This is a genomic window from Bacillus sp. cl96 (genome assembly GCF_900100505.1).
GTDB classification, from domain to species: Bacteria; Bacillota; Bacilli; order Bacillales; family Bacillaceae_G; genus Bacillus_A; species Bacillus_A cereus.
On the sequence record NZ_FNDM01000023.1, the window covers coordinates 12,708 to 32,582 of the forward strand.

Below are 19,875 nucleotides of genomic sequence, written 5' to 3' on the forward strand. Positions count from 1 at the left end.
AATATGTGAGTTCTCTCTTAAAAGTTTCTATAATTAAAAAAACAAACGACCTACCCGGTCATTTGTTTAACTCATATATATTTTTCGTTTCTTCTATCATTTTAGCTAACGAGAAATACCTCACTGCTTTCTCTCGTGCTTTCAATCTAATATCATTTACCCTTTGTTCATCCCCTTGTAGTTCTTCAAGTGCACTTGCGAATTCAGATTCGCAATATTCAGATATTAAAACACCTGATTCTCCATCTATTACCGCTTCATGTATTCCACCAACATCTATTGAAACAATTGGTGTCCCTGTAGCCATCGCTTCAATTACTACCATTGGAAACACTTCACGAAAAGATAATAAAAGTAAAGCATCCATATTCCCTATAAACTCATGCGGCTCTGAAATATTCCCTAGCATCTTCACCCTTTGCTGTAATCCATATTTTTCTATTTCTTTCATAATCGATTCTTTCTCTGGTCCATCACCAGCAATATAAAACATAAAATCATTTCTCTTTTTCAACACATTTGCAATTTTGACAAATAGTTGATGGTTTTTCTCTTTGGATAATCTAGCTAATATCCCTATTTTATATGTAGATTCTTTCTTTTTCTGCTGGAATAAAAACTTTTCAATATCGACACCGTTATAAATTGTATTTATTTTTTCTTCTGCTACATGAATTGAAATTAAATTATTCTTCTCAAACTCACTTACTGTAATAATATTGTTCACATATTTATTCATGAAATAACGAAAAAGCGTTGGCATTTTCTTTTCTAATATCGTTACATTATGTTTCGTATAAACAATTTTCATCTTTTTTTTAATAAACTTTTGAATTAGAAAAGCATATAATACCATTCGCAAACTATTTGCATGAATAAGCTCTATCTTTCGTTTACAAATTTCGTTTCGTAAATAATAAATATTTCTCAAATGATTCCATCGACTAAGTAATATAAAATTTTCTTTTCTAGTAAGAGATTCATATAGTTCTCCATCACCTGCAGCTGTATAAATCTTAAAATCATCATAACGCAAATTACTTTCCAATTTACAAAAATAGCTCTCGGCTCCGCCAGTTATCAATTTATCTGTCATCAACAGTATATTCATAATTGCGTCTTCCCAACTACATTGATTTTATTTTTTTTATAAGCATGATAAGCATACTTACTAAAATAGTAAAAAATTTGCACCGAATTCAGTCGTTCTTGTTCCCTTAACAATTTCCAATACCGGAAAGCTGCTCTAATTTTATTTCTAGAAACAGAATTTGTAACAATTCTATATTTTGCTAACACTTGCTGTATCCCTTTTGCTTCATACCCTTCATGTAATAAGTTCAGCCATAACGCTGTATCTTCCGGCTGTATACTAGGCATTTCGACATATGGAATTTTTTCACGATCAATCATCACTGTTAAACAACCGATAATTGTATTTCCTACTAAATAATGATAGTCAACAGATTTTGGTGCACTCACTTCACGATTTAATTCATTACCGTTTTCATCAATTAAACTATACGACGCATATGAAAAAGCAATATTCATTTCTTCCATAAATAACAATTGTGTCTTCAATTTATGCGGCAACCATATATCATCGCTATCTAAAAAGGCAATGTACCTTCCTCTCGCCTCTTGGATCGCTAAATTCCGAGCTTTAGCAGCACCAACATTTTGTTTTAATGATAATAACCTAATACGTGAGTCTCCTTCTATTATATCTTTAATTTTTGTGGCAGATTGGTCGGTTGAACCGTCATCAACGATAAGCATTTCCCAGTTTTCATACGATTGATTCTGTACAGATAAAATTGTCTCACCTATAAATCGTATACTATTATAAGAAGGTGTTATTACAGAAACATAAGGCGGCTCGTTATGTGCTGATAGACATTTTACCATCTATCTTTCCCCTTCCTTCATATATTGAAATATACTTCACAACAACTGCTAAAAATAAAAAGAAGGCTTCGTTAATAATGAGTGACAATGACATCATCTGAAATATAAATGCAATCATAGTCAATAGAAGATATGGTTTTTCACGAAACAAAGTATGCTGCGCTAGCTTGAACATTAATATGAATAAAAACGCGCTATATAGAAGAAAACCAATTGTACCCGATTCAGACAAGATTTCTAAAAATGTATTGTGTACATATAATTTTTCATTAAATTGATACTCATAATAATTCGAAAAGTTAAAAGCACCGATTCCGATATATGGATTGGATAAATAATATTTAAAAGCAGCTTCCCATAATGTAAATCTACCACTTCCATTATCATGGGAAAAATCAGAAATTCGTTTATTTAATATGTCATCTAATTGCCCCCCCATTACACTATTCGATAAACTAAAAATAACTACACTAAACAATACTAAACTTATAATTATTTTTATTTTTTTAGCGAAACTAGACATACATATATATACAAAAACGACAAGCACAAGCGCTAGTATACCCCCCCTTGAAAAAGTTAATAAACTCGTCGTAACACATAAAATTAACCCTAGAATGTTAGTGATATTTTGTAAATTCGTCATATAGTACATAAAAAATATTGTATTATAGAAAATAAAGATGTTAGGATCATCTAGCAATCCAATTAACCGTGGATATCCTCTATCCACTAATAAACCAGCAAAAATTTCTCTCTCTTCTCCACCGTATAAACTAAAGTATTGTAAACCGATTATATAGAGTATTAGACTTACAACATTAAATACTACTCCTACATAAGCAATAGATGATTCAAGTACCACTATTTCAGTATTCCCCAATAAATTCCTCATTATAAAATAGCATCCTAAAACGAGTAGCACGCCAAAAATCATACGAATACTAGCATTTAAATACATAGAAAGAATTCCACTTAAACAATAAATGAAATAAAACAGTAAAAATATAACTTCATGAAAATATAATTTTTGAATATGAAAGTCTTTAATTGTTAAACAAAAATATATGACTAAAAAAATCATATATATCTTCAATGAAAATCCAATATATAAATTGTATTTACTTAACATAACAAATAATATTAGAAGAATAATCCATCCCATCGATACTTTCATATTATTTTCCATAGGCTATATCCCCTGTTTCGTAATATAATCCTTTTTGCGTATTTTTCTTATAAAAGAAAGAAGAAGTTTTTTTAGCTCATAATCATATAGGAATATGGCAGCTAGTACAATTAGTATATTAAGAACAAGCGCAATTAAATGATATGTATGCAATATATATTGCACTCCAATAAAGGTTACACCAAAATAAATTGTATACGGTATTACAATTTGGAATACAATTTTTTTCTTCACTACACTCACTGCTATATATCCCACTAAAGCGACTATTTCAAATAAAACCATAGCGTATGCCGCTCCTATCACTCCACCAAGACTACTAAAGCTATACAGCATAACCCCACCTATCACCAATGCTACACACTGCACAACAGTTCTCTTATTTTGACATCCACTCGTCGTTAAACCGTCAGCAATGGCAATATTTAAACTTTGTAGCACAATAAGAAATGATAATATTTGGAGTGGCTCTACTGCATTGCTCCATTCTTCATGAAAAAATATAGAAATAAAGTATGGTGCTAAATGATATAAACCGATCGTCATACATATTCCTACAATCGCCATTGATTTAATTTGAAGTAAATTTAATTTCGTATGCTCTTCTATATTATTCTGGTTATAATGCTTAAAGAGCACTGGAAAAAATGCACCTGCAATTACCCCTGGTACTTGATATAAAGCTGCCGGCATCCGGTACGCCACTGCAAAAACACCTACCATACTTAATGGCAATGTATAGTTAAGCAAGATAGGTGCTAATTGTGGCGTACTCATTATTAAAAAACCGCTAATAATAAAGGGAGTTAATTGCCAAAATAACGCTTTATGAATTACGACTTTCATATTCATTTTCGTCTTTTTTCTCATGATATATATACTGAATAAACCACCGATCATATACCCAAAAGCATATAAGCGAGCTGTTACATACACCGGTAACTCTCCGAAAATACAAAAACATGTAATTATAATGACAACTGATGCTGATACAACTTTTATGAGCGCTATATACTTCATACGTTCCGTCAGTTGAAAATAGGCAATCCCTATGTTTTGCCAAGTTAATCCTATTAACATGAAAAACATTACGTTTATCATCATATAAATTAAATTTTTATCCGCATACATATAATGAATAGCAATATAACCGATGATAGAAATAAAAATAAGTAGAATCATCCTTATTTTTATATACGATGATAAAATCTTCTCTAAATCTGCTCCATCCTTTGCCCCTTCTCGAAGAAACGTATTACTAAGTCCTAAGTCTGTAAAAAATAACATAACAAACGTCACTGCTATGGCAACACTAAACATCCCATAATGTTGTGCGTTAAAAAAGTTTGCTAAAACAATTAAACTGACGGCCTGAAGAAGGTTAGCTAAAATCGTACTATAAAATAGATGGATAATATTGCTTAGAATAGATCTACCCATACAAGTTCTCCTTTGCAAGTAACCTACTTACATATGTTGTTTGTTTACATATATATTTATCTTGCACCATTACCGTTCAATACAATTAAAACGGTTTTACATAAAATACGGATGTCCATCCGAAATGTTTTCATTTCAATATACTCCATGTCCAGCCTCAACTTTTCCTTTGGATCAAGATTATACCCTCCATTTATTTGTGCCCATCCTGTTAGTCCTGGTTTTACTATTAAACGTTCCTTAAATTCTGGAATATACGCATCAAACTCATTATAAAAAAACTCTCTCTCTGGTCTAGGGCCTACAAAAGACATATCTCCTCTTAAAATGTTTAAGAGCTGTGGTAATTCATCAATTCTCGTTTTTCTTATAAACAACCCAACTTTTGTAATTCTTTGATCATGTTCTTTTGCCCATTGTGGTCCGTTCATTTCAGCATCCTTTACCATCGACCTTAATTTAAATACATTAAACTTCTTCCCGTTTATACCTAAACGTTCTTGAAAGTATATTGGAGCCCCTGATGTTTCTAAGGTAATCATAATACAAAAGAACAACATAATTGGTATTGTTAATAGTAACAATATGATTGAAAATATAATATCAAACAAGCGTTTTACACTTCGATTCAATATGCTAGGCTTTTCTTGAGCCGGAATCGTATACAACTTGGCTTGATTTGTTTCACGAATCATGGATCGTTACCCCCACATTCAAGAATATAAAATTATACCTATTAATTCACATTCTTTCCTATTTATATCCGCTATTACTTTTTGCACTGTACGTAATGAATCTTTTTGCTTTTTAACTGCTAAAACCACTCCATCGCATTTCCCTGCAATAATGTGCGTAGCAGGAAGTTCAAATACTTCAGAAGAATAAACGAAAATGTAATCAAAATCTTCTTTCCACTTAGCAATCGCATTATCAAATTCATCCATAGCAACTAAGGGCGTCCCTGTGTGTACTGTTTTTTTTGCAGGAATACAATATAAGTATTTAGACAAATTACTAGAAAAAGATTCATAATTGCAGGGGGAAGAGCTTATTATATCGTTTACGGTTATCATGTGATCACTTTGCAATAATACATGTAATTGAGGGTCAGAAAAATTCACATCAATAAGTAACACCTTTTTCTTCATTTCCGCAAACACTAGACCCATATTTACTATAAGCGAGGCAACAACCCCTCTGTCCTTCGTTGAACTAACTGTGAACAGTTGTTTCCCAGATTTTTTCAGCTCGTGATACACCGTATAAAACTGCTCTTTCATCAGATCATCATGCAAATCGGATGGCAGCTGTTTCTTTGTCCTAAACATCGACATGTTCACCTCGATATATAGATGATTGTTTATCAACCTCTGTAGGTTTCTTTTTTCTATTCGGTTTCACATTTATGTGACCAATAACAGAGACTGTTGTTATTTTCTCTAAATCTTGTTCCGTGTATATACGTTCATCAAAATAATCTCGAAATACAGCTAAACCTATCCCAACAAAAAAACTAACAATTAAAGAAATAGGAATGATCAGTTGAAATTTCGGAAACAATTTTTCAGCCTGTTCCTGTAACTCAGGATCCGTCAACACTTTCACACCTTGTACATTTGTGTACTGTTGAAAACTTTGTTGTGATTGCTCTGCCAATGTCTTTACAATGTCTTTCACGATTTTCGGATTGGAATCTTTTACTGTAACAGTTACAATTTGTGAGTTGTCCGTATTCACAACCGAGATTTTTTGTGCTAATTCATAACTTGATTGCTCTAATTTCAAAGTTTTTTTGACTGTTGAAATAATTAATGGGCTTTTTAAAATATCAACATACGATGTTACTAGTTGCTTATTTTCTTGTGTTTTATTTGTTGAATTTTCCTTATTAAACTCATCTAAATTCCCAACAAGAATTTGCGTTGAATATTGATATGACGGCTTTAAAACATACATAGAGATAAGAACTAAAGAAGCGGTTAAACAACACATCGTTAAAATAATCGTTACGAATCTTCTTTTCAGTAATTGTTGAAAATCTTTTATACTCATTTCTTGCTTCAATTATTTCACCGCCCTTTTCTGAATAACATCCTGCAATTCACTCTTTACAGATAACCCTTTCTCTCTTCTATCCACTTGTTTTGTTACATACTTTCCGACTCCGAATGCAAATTTTTCTACATATACATACGAAAGCATTGCAAGTATAAACGAAAAAACAAGTGAAAAAATTAAAATAATAGGCAACGGTAATATTTCATGGAGCATGTATATAAGGGAAAACAACGATATAATATGGTATAAATAAAGACTGTAAGAAATCTTCCCCAAATATAACAAATATTTATTATGTAGCAAGGACGACAAAGTTGATATTGACAAACTTAATATGACAAATAGACTTGCACTTATCGCCACTACGTAGTCTCGAAATATAAAATTATTGAGCACTTTAATTTCTCCTATAAGCCCTTCATACATAAAAAGTAAAATCGCAAATAAAAACCATGCAATTTTTGTGTTTTTAGTACAATTACTATAAAAAACTATTAAATTATTTTTATACTTCGCAACTAGTGCTCCTAGTAAAAACAGTACTGTGTAATGCAATGTTAATGCATAGCTTGTTAATGTTAAGCCCGAGCGAAACAAAAATAATATTACGACAGAACATATACTAAAACTAAACAATAATAGTAATGAACACCTTAACGTTTTTCGTAAGCAAATCATCAAAATTAACGGAAAAATTATTGATATTCGCATTTCATGGACAAGTGACCAAATCACACCGTTATATGCATCTGTATTATATTTCCCAACCAATAAAATATGTTGTGCGATTAAGCTTGAAGAACTTTCAATCGTCCATGAGCGATTAAACCATTCACTTAAATAAGAAATACCATATTCACTAATTGTAATCTGGCATACAATAGCTATAATTATTGCCACAATATAAGGAATATATATTCTGCATATACGTTTTAAAAGGTATGACCCATAGCTACTATAGTTTTTTTGAATAGATTCATACAAAACAAATCCGCTCAAAACAAAAAAGATAATAACTGATTCGTTACCACTACTAAAAATTAGACGAGCAGGCGTTTCTTTTAATAGATACACAACAAATGGTTTATTATCTTCATAACTGTAATTTTGAAATGCTGAAAAAATCATTAAATGATGACCAATCATTACTACTAATGAAGAAATCCCTCTTATAGAGTCCAATTCTTCGTATCTTTTCATCTTTTTACATCAACTCCTAATGAAATGATAATAATCATTTCAAAGCGACATCTTTATTCATATTCCTCTCCTTTCTTTTCATTCCAATTTTTCATATTAAAATGATTTTATAGTATAAATTTGAGTGTATTGTAACATTTTTTGTAATATTTTGAATAGAAAATCTCAAAAATTGGTATATACCAATTTCAACCTCGAAAAATGAGTAATATTGATAGAAAAACGCTATAAAAATATCTTGCATATTTACAAAATTAAAGAACTGAATAGCGTTTTTTCAATATAAAATAAAAAAGATAGCCTACATAGGCTATCTTTTTTATTTTATTTAATTACTGGCACCACTATATGCTACATGTCGTTTCTCAATTCTCTCTTCAATTTCTTTCATATTTTCTTTATTATTTAATAGTGATTGTTTATTTTCAATTAATAATTGTTTAAAAGATTTTCTCACTTTTTTTCTCATTTTCATTGTCCTCCTTGGGGGATGGTTTATATAAAAGATAAAGAATTATCTGTGTGTTCTTATAATAATTGATTGTTGTGAATTCTATTTGAACTTCATATGAAAATTCCGTTTATTTTCTGACAACTTTGTGAACACGAAAAAATGATTATCTAAAACTATGTTGAAATTAATTCACTTCATGATAAAAGTTATTATTTTCATCAACTTTTATCATTATATCTTGTCGAAATATTTATATATTTAAAATTGAGTTCGACATAATTTTATTTATTATAATACTGTTTACAAAAACAAAAAGAAGGTGTCACCAAGTCAAAGTTCGACTTATGCAACATCCCTCTTCCCAAACTATTTATAGCATATTTATTAATATTTCAGGTCTTCCCCAATTCATTTCTTCACAAACAAATCTAAGTTTTTCTTCATCCATTGTGTGTAATCCTTCTTCTAGTGAACATGAAATTGGAACTTCACAGTGAATTTGGGCTAATTGTAACGAAATATTTAAGTTCTCTAAATCACTTTCAATCTTCGTACGCTGCGCTTTTGTTAATGACTCTACATTTTCTAGTACAGCGGATACTGTTCCGTGCTCTTGAATAAGCTTATACGCTGTTTTTTCACCGATACCTTTTACCCCTGGATAATTATCACTTGTATCTCCCATGAAAGCTTTTGCATGGACGATTTGCCACGGCTCTACACCTTTTTCTTCCATGATTTTCTCCGGTGTGTAATATTCGTAATTTCCAATTCCTTTACGCAGAAGCATAACTGTAACGTTCTTATCAACAAGTTGAAGTAAATCTGTATCACCAGTTAAAATATAAACTTCAGCTTCATTGCAATATTGTTTTGCAAGCGTACCGATACAATCGTCCGCTTCGTAGCCTTTCATACCGATAACTGGAATGGATAATTTCGCAGTCATTTCTTGCACTAAATCAAATTGAGGAATTAATTCTTCTGGTGGCGCTGCACGATTTGCTTTATAATTCGAGAACGATTCTGTTCTAAATGTCGTACTTCCCATATCCCAGCATGTAACGATATGTGTTGGTTCGATCGCTTGCGTAGCTGTTAACAAGTGTTTCATATAACCATGAATCCCGTTCGTAGGGGTTCCATCTTGTCGTTTCATAAATTGTCCGTAGACACTTGTTGCGTAAAAAGCACGAAATAATAGTGCCATACCATCAACTAATAATACTTTTTTCATAATTCCTCTCCTATTAAAAAAATAATAACCTCACGTTATCACGTAAGGTTATATAAATAGATTACCATTCTACGTTTTTGCTCAACTTTGTCTATTATACATTGTTTTTGTATATTTAGCACCATTAACACATTAAGACGTTCTACTACAACAAGTATGCAATATGCCTGAATACGTATTTTTTCCAGTAGAAACAACGATAGCTTTTGCATTTCCACTAACGATATGCGAACCTTTAAAACATACATTTTCAAGCTCAAGTGGATTATAATCTTTCATCCGTTTTAATGGAATAAATCGTTTACGTTCAAGGTGATAGCAGCTCTCAAACTTCTCTATATTCGCTTCGTTTCCCGTTAACACAGACTCATTCACTAATAAATCATCTGCATAAATAATACGTACATCAGCTGGCACAGCATCTCCAGCCGAAAGAAAAATCATATCTCCAGGTACAAGTTCTTGCACTGGTATCTCCATCATTTTCAGTTCACTATTTAACCCTGTACTACTAGAACATTCTACTCTAGATACAGTAATCGTTTCACGTTGTAATTCATCACACACACGTTGTTTTGAAAAACCTGGAATCATGCCACCAAGCTTCATCATTACTTCTGCGAGAAGTGCTCTTTTTGAAGTTAGTTCATTTCGGCCATATACTTGAATACGTTTTTGCGCCTCTTTCATTGATAGTCCGTCTCTTGTTGTTTTAAAATATGCAAATACAGATTTTACATCTCTTGTTGCAATTTCAATTAATAAATCTTTATTTTTTTGGAGCATTGTTTGTTCTTTTATTGATTTTTTACTTAGTTTATATGACGTGTTACCCACAGTTTTGTTTGCATATAACATATTATCGTCTCCTCCTTTACAACATAGGAAGAAACGCTTTGTTTCTCAATTTATCCACTTTACTGTGAAAGTGTCTCGCGTTTTATAAACGCTACATTATGATAAATATAGAGGGAGGAACAAATCGTTTCCTGCCTACATCATATATTTTTGATTTGAAGTATATGGGTAACGGAACCGAGTCAGAATTTGACATGCTCCTCACCTCCTCGTTTAATTTTATAGTTTATACTATGAAATTACTCATAGCTTGGTAACAAAAAAGGCCCCTACCCTTAAGAGAGTAGCGGCCATTACATACACAAATAAACGATTTCTAATATAATTAGAAATCTACGGACCTCTCCCTCACCGAGTTTTAGCACTGTATAGCATAGGTACATTACCAGCTACGTTAAGAAAAACCTTAATTCGATCATTCCTGTTGACCCATTGGCGTCTCTCGACATTTTTGGGCAGTAGCATTTCTCTATACAGGAGCCTCACCTAACAGAGACTTATTTTCATTACATTGAAAATGTTACTCTTATTTAAAATAGATGTCAACCGTAGCCTACAATTTTTTCAAAAGGTATGGCAAACTAACATATATAAAGTGTAACTTTAATCAGTGGAGGTTTTGTTCATCCCCCACTGATTATTAGCCCTCACCAATCGGGCTTTTACGGGATAAAATAAAAAACTTTACGTTTAAACGTAAAGTTTTTAATAAGTTATACAACCAGCAATTACAATCCCAATTGAAATTGATAAAAACATAAGAAAAAGACCGACTGCTTGATTATCTTCTTCGAGACTTTTGTTTATATTAAAGCGTGGTGTAAGCCACTCAGCTAAATAAAAGACGATAATTTGAGCCAAAATCCCAACTGCTCCCCACGAAATCATATCAAGAAGTGAAATTGAATTAGCTGCTGTCGAATATAAAACAACAGCTAACCCAAGTAATCGTCCTCCAAGCACATAGCTTACCGCCTTATTTCCTTGAGCCATTAACTTAAATTCCTTTACTTTCGTTGTCACTTCCATCAAGAACAGACCTATACATAAAAGGCCGAGTGTTACTACTAAATATAATAAAAAATTAATCATTTTTTCCCCTCCTTTTTATACCTACCGGTAAATAGTACGATTCATTTCCTGTAATCTTTTCTCCCGCACGAATACCGATACTACTCGCTTTTCCAGCAATTAAAAACGAACCAAACACATATGACAGTTTCTCGATCCCTTTTTCTGTTTCCAAGGATACGACTGGCAGTTCGATATACTTTTGAAATATCGGCAGTGACGCTTTATATGTTTGGTGTGCATTTTGAAGCATAATATTTTCGTCTTTATCGCGAATCGTAATTGTATCTCCTTCTCTCCCAAATGAAGGTTTTTGAACGAAAGAACCTTTTCCTAAAAATAAATCTGGTTCTAAATATGTAGGTAACATATATTCTTTAATCCACTGTTGTTCCTCATTTGTATAAAAGGCCTCTTCTTCTGCTAACCCCCAAATAAGACACTGAATTGATTTTGGCTGAAGTAAAAATGCTGACAAAGGATTTATTATAAAAAGCTTTCCGGCTTTTACAAGTTGTAACAGTTCCACACCTACCAAATCTCCTGTTTCAGGATCTTGATCCTCAATTAAATCTTCTATCGGATATGTTTGGCGATATAAAACATCAATCTTCGCCCCATCTTTATCGACTAGAGCATCCTTTGTAATTCTAAGTTCTGACATTGGCACTACTTTATTTTCAACATGGCATAGCTGACTTAAATACATAGTGGTATTCCAATCCTCGATATGTTCATGATGTGCTGTAAAAACAACATTTGGATTATCTAATCCCTTTGTCGCTTCCATTACTGCTTTCGTTACACCAGAAGATAGCAATCGTTCTTGATCCGAGTTTGGATCATCATAGCCTAGATTTCCACATACTTTCCCATTCATTTGAAAACATTCCACAATAAAAGTTGGTGTATCACTATTAAACTCAAGCATTTTGATTTTGTTATCCTCTGTTACAGCAAAATCAAATCGCGAAATTACAGATTCAGGATAGAGCCCTTTCATTCTAATGAAAGATAAACTCGCGGATGGAAAGCCAAGATCTAGAAGCTGTTCGTCACTTAAATTACGCAGCAGTCTAGCAGTCTTAAAAAATATTTTCCCCATTCGTTCAGTCGCTAAGTGTAATTGGTCCAAAGTCTGATTTGTTATAGAAAAAACATGAAACAAACTATACTCACATTCATATAAATCCGACCAAAAATCCGGATATTTTAAATAAAATTCTTTTCGATCCCTTATGTATTGCGACATATTTTAGCCCCCAAATCCTCCCTTTGAACCACTTCCAATTCCACCTTTAAATTCAGCAGACGATTGATACGATTTAAACGCCGATGAATTTTTAAAAGTGGATTTATTTTGATAGTATCGCCCACCATAGAAATAATGCCCACGATAACCTGAACTACTATCATCACACTGCCATACCCCAAGTTCATCATCCCAATCCCAATCAGAACAACTATTATCATTTGGTTTTGGGGGAAGATCTTGTGCGCAACCAAATAAAGTGCCAGTCATTAAAGACGTTACGACACCACCTACTAGCCATTTCGTTTTTGTCACCTTCGCACTCCCCTTTTTAAATTCTATTCCTATTATATAGGATGGCATGATAAAGTAGAAGAAAAAGGAAGAAGAGGGATTAAATGCGCTTAGAATATCGACTTAATGATGAAACGAAAGGGTATCCTGCTTTATGGAACTACGCCAATATTTCTAATTCTGAAATTATCGCACGCATGACTTGTGAATATTTTATTAAAGAGAAAAATACTTATGTTGTTACTGCAACTTCGGTTGATCCAGACGGAACAGCAGTTATTTATATTCAAAAAGAAGTTTTCGCAAATGACCCTTCAGACCCTACATACTCCTACATCGGTTTTGAAATTAGAGAACTAAGTGAAACGAGTTCAAACATAGTAGATAGTCAAGATGTATGGAACTATGAAGAAATTTTACCATCTCTTCATTCAGATATTATATATATTCAGCGAGACGGCATGTCTATGGAGTTCTCCTTAGATTCAAGAGAGATTGATGAAGACAGAAAGTGCTACATTTATTACGGAAACTTCACAGGTGAATCAAGATAATATTGATATATCTATGCAACAAAAAAACCTTACGTATAAAACGTAAGGTTTTTATATAGCCCCACATATGCCGTTCTCTCTAGATGTCCATAAACCTGCTCTCACAGGTGGATGCTCTCACAAATGTTTGTAACTTCCTTCTTAAAAAGATGGCATGTTAGCTACATTTAAATATTGAACTTCCATATTAAACTTATTGGTTTAAGACATGCATAAGCTACGTACACCGTAGGAATTTTATATAAGGTTAGTTGAAATAAGACCCCCGCACGTGCCGCTCCTCGTAAATGTCCAAAAACCCGCTACTCGCAGGTGGATGCCCTCACAGTTACCGTACATCTTCCTCCACAAGGAAGGCTTGATGATGGTCGCTAAATATTGAGCTTCCGTATAACTAACATCGGTTTTAGACATAAATAAGTTACGCACACCGCAGGATGTATTATTTACTTGTCGTTATATTATCACATTGTTTCTAATGTGTAAAATACAAAGTTTTTCGAGCAATCTCTTGCTTGTGACCTTATTTTAATACAAATTATTTTTGCATGCAAGTGATTAATCTTCTTCTTTTGCAATTTGATTTTCTGGATAAGAAATCCAATCACTCCAGCTACCTGCATACAATTTTACATTTTGGAATCCAGCCAATTTTAATGCAACGATATTTGGACATGCCGTAACACCAGAACCACAATATACAATTGTTTCCTTATCTTTCGACAGATTTTGGAATCGTTCTTGTTGCCCAGCTTCATTCTTAAATTGTCCTGATTGCAACATTCCATCCTTCCAGAAATGGTTTACCGCTGTTGGAATATGTCCTGCTTTATGATCGACAAGTTCCTCTACACCAGCATAACGTTTCGGCTCTCTTGAATCAATTAATGTAACATCCGCACCTGCACGGATATTCTCTCTGACCGTTTCCATCGTTACAAGCATATAATCTTGTATATTAGCTTTGAATGTTTTTCGTATAGCAACAGGAATTTCCGCTGTTGTCGGTAGTCCATTCTCTTTCCAAGCCGGGAAACCACCATCTAATATATATACTTTCTCATGTCCTACATAGTTACATAACCACCATAAACGAGCAGCATTTGCACCGGCTTGACTGTCATACGCAATTACTGTCGTATGCTCATCAATACCAGCCTCCGAAAGCTTGTCTGCAAACTCCTCAATATTTGGTAAAGGATGGCGGCCACCATGTTCTGCTATAGGACTTGATAAATCTAAATTCAAATCAAAATATAACGCATGAGGAATATGTCCTTCTTCATACTTTTCTCTACCCCAATTAGGATTCGCTAAATCAAAACGACAATCGATTATACGGACATTCTCATCTTCTATATGCTCACGTAACCATTCGACTGTAACTATCATCTTTAACGACCTTCTTTCTCTTTCAAACGACTTACATACTCCATAACCATTTCTTCTGTAACATATTTACGCTGCAAGGTAACACCATTTTTTGCAAGATCATTAATTTGCTTCGTTACAACATTAATGACATCAACCGAAAATTCTTTCCCATTTGACGCAAGAGATACGGCAGCTTCAATAGCCGCTTCACGCTGTGCATCTAATTGTAAACATGCTTTTACACTTTCATTTTGTTTACGAGAATGTGCTGTAATTGCTTTATGTACTTCCATCTTCTCTTCCCCCTAAATAGTTATACGTTTTTATTCAATTCCATTGCAAGCCGGATCATATCACGACATACAATCCCATTTTCAATAATCTCTTCTTCATAATGCTTCGAAAAGTAATCAAAATCAATAGAAAAAATACGAAATCCACATTTTTGATATAAAGCAAGTTGTGAAACACTAGAATTGCCTGTACCAACTTCAAGTTTTGACATACCATATCCTTTAGCAGTTTCTACAGCATGCCTTAATAGCTTCTTCCCAATCCCTTTTCCTTGTAAATGCTCTGCAACCGCAATATTCATGATTTCCATCGTCTTTGGCCTTGTTTCCAAAAGAACATATACACCGATAACGCTCCCCCCCTGCTTAGCTACGTATGTTAATCCTCTTTGTACATATGTAGCTATTTGCCGTTCACTTGGATCAGCAAGTAGCAATAAAGACTTCGGTATAGCCTCTTTTGGAATACGTTCTATTACAACAGACATAAAAAATTCCCCCTTCTCTATTGTTCTAAACCCTCCTTGTCTACCATAAGTAATAGAAAGGAGGGATTCACCATGGACAACAATGAGAAAAAATGCAACGTCATCTCTATTGATGGAAAGAAGAAGAAAAGCGACACGTATTCCTATCCCAAATTAGTAGTTGAAAACAAAACATATGAATTTTCTTCATTCGTCTTATGCGGTGAAACACCAGATGGCAGACGACTCGTTCTTACTCATATGATTTCTACCGATGAATTTGCTGGATTTGTAAAATCTTTAGATACTGTACTGCAAAAGAAAATTGAACGAATCTTTTTCTCATAACGACTATATAACATAAATTTCTTTTTCAATCTCTACTAACTGCTTTTGCAATTGTTCTTTACTTTGTTCATATAGAGATACATCGATCGTTTCAGCCAATGCAAACAATATACTTTCATAATAGTTCATCACATCTTGCTGCATCACTTTTTGGAATAAGTTCCACTTCATATCCCACTCTTGCTTATAATGATGAACAAATAAATCTTTTTCATCAGCTACATAGTTTGATACGAACGGTTCTAATACAGATTTAGCGTCTTCTTGCATAAAAGCTTTGTCATTCTTTTCAAAAAAGCTTTTCTCATTTTTAAAATGTGCCAGTGCTTTTTTGAAATCTTTTATTTCAACTGAAGGGAACGGTTCTTTATGTGTAATATCTTTATATTCATACTCCACTGTTCCATTCATAGAAATTGATTCATTTTCTACTTTACAGTTCACTACAATTTCGTCCTTTGCACGCTTCATCGCTTCGTCTATCCATTTTTCAAGGCGTAATGATGTCGCACGCATTTCTTGCAATAAATCATGCTGAATAAATGCTACTAATTCCATAACACACTGTTGCAATTGTGTTTTCACATTTCCATCCGTTCGAAGTGACGCCGGATTAATAAATTCAGTAAACACATCGTTATAGCGTAGGAATAGACGCTGTTGCACGTAATAAAGCAACTCTTTCACTTCATTTTGCATCGCCTGTTCTTCAGCAAGTACACTATATGATGAAATGATATGAAGTAGTTGATCACGCTCTGCTTCATATTTTTTCGTTTGCTTCTCTTTCTCTTCATTCCCCTGTTTTGCACCCTTTATCATGTTTACTAAAAGCTGATCTGCCCCTTGCAAAGCACCATATAGAGCATGCACAGAAACAAGCATTAAATCTCTCATCATAAAGGACGTAAATGATTCCTCAAACTTCGTAATCCCAGAGTTTTGTAAAATACCATACTTCTCTTTTTCAACATTCTTTCCTTGTTTCTCTTCAAGCGCACATAAACTTGAAATTGCAAATAAACGCGGATTTCTAATACCGTATTGCAGCAGCTGATCTGCGATATAACCTTTTACCATTTCAAGTTCTTCTTCAGACTCTGCTAAATCCGCCGCATTAATTAAGAAGAACATTTTATCAAGGGCAAAAGTATCCTTTACACGACCAAGCTGAATTAAAAATTCACGGTCAGCACGAGAGAATACATGATTATAATATGTTACAAATAAAATAGCATCTGCGTTTTTAATATACTGGAATGCAACATCCGTATGGCGAGCATTAATAGAATCCGCTCCAGGTGTGTCTACAAGCGCTACTCCCTGCCTTGTTAAAACACAATCATAATAAAGTTCCATATACTCAACGAAGCATGATTTCTCTTCATTCGCTACATAATCAGAGAACTCTTCTAATGTAACTTGTACTTGTTCTCCTAAATAAGTAGAAACTGCATCATATCCTTTTTGTACCGCTCGTAAAAAGCTAAATGTTGTTTTTTGCTTCCCAGTTGGTGAAGGATATTTCATAACTTTATCAATTTGTGCTAACGCTTCATCTAACGTAGCAATCTCATAATGAAACAGCTTATAAACAGCTTTCATATCTTCTAATAACGCTTGCTTTGATTTAAACTGAACAATTACTGTTCCGTGTGGTTTTTCCTCTGTAACCGGCAAAATTTGATTAATCGTTGCCGTCGTCGGGTTTGGTGATACAGGAAGTACTTTCTCACCGAGTAAGGCATTGGCAAATGATGATTTTCCAGCACTAAATGCCCCGAATAACGCTACTGTAAATTGTTTTGTTTCCACACGTCTTCTTTTCTCTATTACCTCTTGCTGTACATGTTTCAGCGCTGGCAATGGCTCTAATATCGTTTCAGCTTTTTTCACTTTCTCTAATATCCGCTGAATATTTAAAGCCGCCGTTCCTTTCAGCTCTTCTTCATGAACCGCTACGTTATCGCTTACGATTTCCTGCTCTTGTAGTGTAAATTTCTCACTAACAATTTGCTTTTCCCTTTGCAATATCTCATCTATTTGCAGCCCTTCAGGCGTAGCAACATGATCGTGCCAAACATTTCGTAAATAGTCTTCATATGCCTCCAAATTGTTACTGTATTGTAATTGTGTTTCTTTCGCCGTTTGCAGCATCGTATATGTTTCAATCTCTTCTTCAATACGAGCAACTGCTTCTCTCACCTTTTGCTTTAAAACGACCGCACTTTTATCAAAAATTTGCTGCGCTTTTATAAAATAACGTTTCTTCAGTTCATTCGCTACATCCGCTGTATAAAGAAGTAAGTAATCACCTGTGAAACCTGCGCCTTGTTTAATTACTTCAGCCAACATTTCTGGTCCGAAAGCAATTTCTAACCCATATATGTCTTTCCCAATTTCCTCCGTGAACAATCCTTCTTCTTTTAAGAAGGCTACAATAAATTCCTTCACATGAAAATCAAGCTGCGTTTCAACTGTCTTTTGAAGGGCAGAATAAAACGCCTCTACACGTCTTTGTTTTTCTTGCCCCGTCTTTCCTTTCGCAAATAGCAAACCGACCTTAAATTTTGTTAATTTCGTTTCTAAATATGCATTTGCCAATTCTCTCATTTCAAACGGCATTAAATATGCGTTATCTAATATAGCTTGTAAACCTTTTATAAATTCATTTCTCACATAAGATTCTTTACTTGCCTCACGATTTTTCGCTTCCGTTAACTCTTCCTTCTTTTCAACTACCTCTGAAATAGAAAGTGGTGATGCTAACTCTTCCTCATATTTCAAGAGAGCTTTTTCATTTTCAGAAACAATAAACGAGAAATGTTCTCCCATTAAATATTCTGTTTCTCGCTCCATTCCAGTCCTTACATACTGCTCTTTTTCTTTCATAATAGAAGTAATTAACGCTTCTAAGCTTCTAATTTCATTATGTGGATGGTCCATCATTCGTAATGACGTATAATAAACACCATCTACTTCAATATCCCAGTTAGAGAATGATTGTTTTACACTATCTTTATAATTCTCAAACGATAATTCATTTTCTTTATGTTTATCTATTTGATTTACAACGAGATAAACCGTTTTATTACGTTGTTTCAATTCTTTAACAAATTGTAAATTCACTTCCGATTGGACGTGATTATAATCCATCATATAAAAAATGACATCTGCCAGATGAAGTGTCGACTCTGTCGCTAATTGATGGGCATCATCTGTTGAATCAATCCCTGGTGTATCAACTAACATAACCCCTTCAGGAATCGGCGCGTCGTTTCGATAAATATGAACACCAATTACTTCATCGCCGTCTTTACAAATTTGTTTTAATTCTTCTGCTGAATATGCACCGTCATATTCGTACTGCTCTCCAGATTTAACCGTTACAACAACACGATCCATTCCTTTTTCAATTTTGACAACGTTAGCGCTTGTCGGAATTGGACTTGTCGGTAACAACTGCGCTTTATATAGATGATTCATCATCGTTGATTTCCCTGCAGAGAAGTGACCGCAGAACGCTATCATAAGCTGTTCTTGTTTATATTTTTGAATTACCTCAAACAACTTTAAACTATTCTCTGCATCGCCGTGTTTTTGCCACTCTTCATAAAAACAAACAAGTTTTTTCATACCGTTTGTCTGTACTATGTTTGTCATCCCCTTGTTCCCCTTTATCCAAGATGTATATACTTTTCCCCGCTATTTGCGAGCTCATAACCAGTGAGAGTTACACCTACCCATTGATTACAGTTTCACTTTACTATCATACTAAATTTTCAGCATATTCTCATTAAAAATAAAAAATCCCTTTCATTCTTTTTACAAATGAAAGGGATTTTATGTCATATCACTCATTTTGCTGTTCCTACTCC

General features: G+C 33.6%; 20 protein-coding genes, 2 other RNA genes and 1 riboswitch. Of the genes, 2 read left to right on the forward strand and 20 right to left on the reverse strand.

Going from position 1 to position 19,875, the window contains the following annotated elements:
* Positions 1-58: 58 nt before the first annotated feature.
* The 14 genes from BLT20_RS28045 to BLT20_RS28110 form a co-directional block, all read right to left on the reverse strand.
* Positions 59-1,111 carry a glycosyltransferase family 4 protein gene (locus BLT20_RS28045; protein ID WP_001023704.1) on the reverse strand — a complete coding sequence of 351 codons (1,053 nt, stop codon included), beginning with the start codon at positions 1,109-1,111 and terminating at the stop codon, positions 59-61.
* Positions 1,108-1,908, reverse strand: coding sequence for a glycosyltransferase family 2 protein (locus BLT20_RS28050; protein WP_000237682.1), 801 nt, complete (start codon positions 1,906-1,908; stop codon positions 1,108-1,110). The genes BLT20_RS28045 and BLT20_RS28050 overlap by 4 nt, the downstream gene beginning before the upstream one ends.
* Positions 1,883-3,097: an O-antigen ligase family protein gene (locus BLT20_RS28055; RefSeq protein WP_000429874.1), complete on the reverse strand. Its 1,215-nt coding sequence runs from the start codon at positions 3,095-3,097 to the stop codon at positions 1,883-1,885. The genes BLT20_RS28050 and BLT20_RS28055 overlap by 26 nt, the downstream gene beginning before the upstream one ends.
* A gap of 3 nt (positions 3,098-3,100) precedes the next feature.
* Positions 3,101-4,537, reverse strand: a complete 1,437-nt coding sequence (locus BLT20_RS28060) for an oligosaccharide flippase family protein (protein WP_000533740.1) — start codon at positions 4,535-4,537, stop codon at positions 3,101-3,103.
* A gap of 56 nt (positions 4,538-4,593) precedes the next feature.
* Positions 4,594-5,232: a sugar transferase gene (locus BLT20_RS28065; RefSeq protein ID WP_000617648.1), complete on the reverse strand. Its 639-nt coding sequence runs from the start codon at positions 5,230-5,232 to the stop codon at positions 4,594-4,596.
* An 18-nt stretch (positions 5,233-5,250) separates the two neighbouring features.
* Positions 5,251-5,871, reverse strand: a complete 621-nt coding sequence (locus BLT20_RS28070) for a CpsD/CapB family tyrosine-protein kinase (RefSeq protein ID WP_016124334.1) — start codon at positions 5,869-5,871, stop codon at positions 5,251-5,253.
* Complete coding sequence (locus BLT20_RS28075; RefSeq protein ID WP_000807056.1) at positions 5,858-6,601, reverse strand: YveK family protein; 744 nt, start codon at positions 6,599-6,601, stop codon at positions 5,858-5,860. Before BLT20_RS28075 ends, BLT20_RS28070 begins: the two co-directional genes overlap by 14 nt.
* Positions 6,602-7,795 (reverse strand): acyltransferase family protein, encoded by a 1,194-nt coding sequence (locus tag BLT20_RS28080; protein ID WP_000833055.1) that lies wholly within the window; start codon positions 7,793-7,795, stop codon positions 6,602-6,604.
* A gap of 328 nt (positions 7,796-8,123) precedes the next feature.
* Positions 8,124-8,264 carry an FbpB family small basic protein gene (locus tag BLT20_RS28085; RefSeq protein ID WP_001228048.1) on the reverse strand — a complete coding sequence of 47 codons (141 nt, stop codon included), beginning with the start codon at positions 8,262-8,264 and terminating at the stop codon, positions 8,124-8,126.
* A 355-nt stretch (positions 8,265-8,619) separates the two neighbouring features.
* Positions 8,620-9,486, reverse strand: a complete 867-nt coding sequence (locus tag BLT20_RS28090) for a 5'-3' exonuclease (protein WP_000757072.1) — start codon at positions 9,484-9,486, stop codon at positions 8,620-8,622.
* A gap of 132 nt (positions 9,487-9,618) precedes the next feature.
* Positions 9,619-10,344: a P-type ATPase actuator domain-containing protein gene (locus tag BLT20_RS28095; protein WP_000964949.1), complete on the reverse strand. Its 726-nt coding sequence runs from the start codon at positions 10,342-10,344 to the stop codon at positions 9,619-9,621.
* A 337-nt stretch (positions 10,345-10,681) separates the two neighbouring features.
* A riboswitch (M-box (ykoK) riboswitch) is annotated at positions 10,682-10,845 on the reverse strand.
* A gap of 204 nt (positions 10,846-11,049) precedes the next feature.
* Positions 11,050-11,436: a DUF350 domain-containing protein gene (locus BLT20_RS28100; RefSeq protein ID WP_000606868.1), complete on the reverse strand. Its 387-nt coding sequence runs from the start codon at positions 11,434-11,436 to the stop codon at positions 11,050-11,052.
* Positions 11,429-12,667 (reverse strand): glutathionylspermidine synthase family protein, encoded by a 1,239-nt coding sequence (locus BLT20_RS28105; RefSeq protein ID WP_000084933.1) that lies wholly within the window; start codon positions 12,665-12,667, stop codon positions 11,429-11,431. The genes BLT20_RS28100 and BLT20_RS28105 overlap by 8 nt, the downstream gene beginning before the upstream one ends.
* A gap of 3 nt (positions 12,668-12,670) precedes the next feature.
* Positions 12,671-12,982, reverse strand: coding sequence for a hypothetical protein (locus BLT20_RS28110; protein WP_000169030.1), 312 nt, complete (start codon positions 12,980-12,982; stop codon positions 12,671-12,673).
* 83 nt (positions 12,983-13,065) lie between these two features.
* On the opposite strand from BLT20_RS28110, the gene BLT20_RS28115 reads away from it, so the two are divergent.
* The gene (locus BLT20_RS28115) at positions 13,066-13,515 is read left to right on the forward strand and encodes a hypothetical protein (protein ID WP_001235523.1); all 450 of its coding nucleotides are present in this window, start codon (positions 13,066-13,068) and stop codon (positions 13,513-13,515) included.
* 54 nt (positions 13,516-13,569) lie between these two features.
* On the opposite strand, the gene ssrS (BLT20_RS28120) is transcribed toward BLT20_RS28115, so the two are convergent.
* The 5 genes from ssrS (BLT20_RS28120) to BLT20_RS28140 form a co-directional block, all read right to left on the reverse strand.
* Positions 13,570-13,753, reverse strand: a non-coding RNA gene (gene ssrS / locus BLT20_RS28120) — 6S RNA.
* A 21-nt stretch (positions 13,754-13,774) separates the two neighbouring features.
* A non-coding RNA gene (ssrS, locus tag BLT20_RS28125) (6S RNA) lies at positions 13,775-13,957 on the reverse strand.
* A 116-nt stretch (positions 13,958-14,073) separates the two neighbouring features.
* Entirely contained in the window at positions 14,074-14,907 is an 834-nt protein-coding gene (locus BLT20_RS28130) for a sulfurtransferase (RefSeq protein ID WP_000637557.1), read from the reverse strand.
* Positions 14,908-14,909: 2 nt separating this feature from the next.
* Positions 14,910-15,182, reverse strand: a complete 273-nt coding sequence (locus tag BLT20_RS28135) for a YpbS family protein (RefSeq protein ID WP_000451818.1) — start codon at positions 15,180-15,182, stop codon at positions 14,910-14,912.
* Between the two features lie 20 nt (positions 15,183-15,202).
* Positions 15,203-15,670 (reverse strand): GNAT family N-acetyltransferase, encoded by a 468-nt coding sequence (locus BLT20_RS28140; RefSeq protein WP_000117689.1) that lies wholly within the window; start codon positions 15,668-15,670, stop codon positions 15,203-15,205.
* A gap of 72 nt (positions 15,671-15,742) precedes the next feature.
* On the opposite strand from BLT20_RS28140, the gene BLT20_RS28145 reads away from it, so the two are divergent.
* Positions 15,743-15,997 (forward strand): DUF3931 domain-containing protein, encoded by a 255-nt coding sequence (locus BLT20_RS28145; protein WP_000369740.1) that lies wholly within the window; start codon positions 15,743-15,745, stop codon positions 15,995-15,997.
* A 3-nt stretch (positions 15,998-16,000) separates the two neighbouring features.
* Here BLT20_RS28145 and BLT20_RS28150 read toward each other — a convergent pair whose 3' ends face one another.
* The gene (locus BLT20_RS28150; RefSeq protein WP_000182126.1) at positions 16,001-19,660 is read right to left on the reverse strand and encodes a dynamin family protein; all 3,660 of its coding nucleotides are present in this window, start codon (positions 19,658-19,660) and stop codon (positions 16,001-16,003) included.
* Between the last annotated feature and the right edge of the window lie 215 nt (positions 19,661-19,875).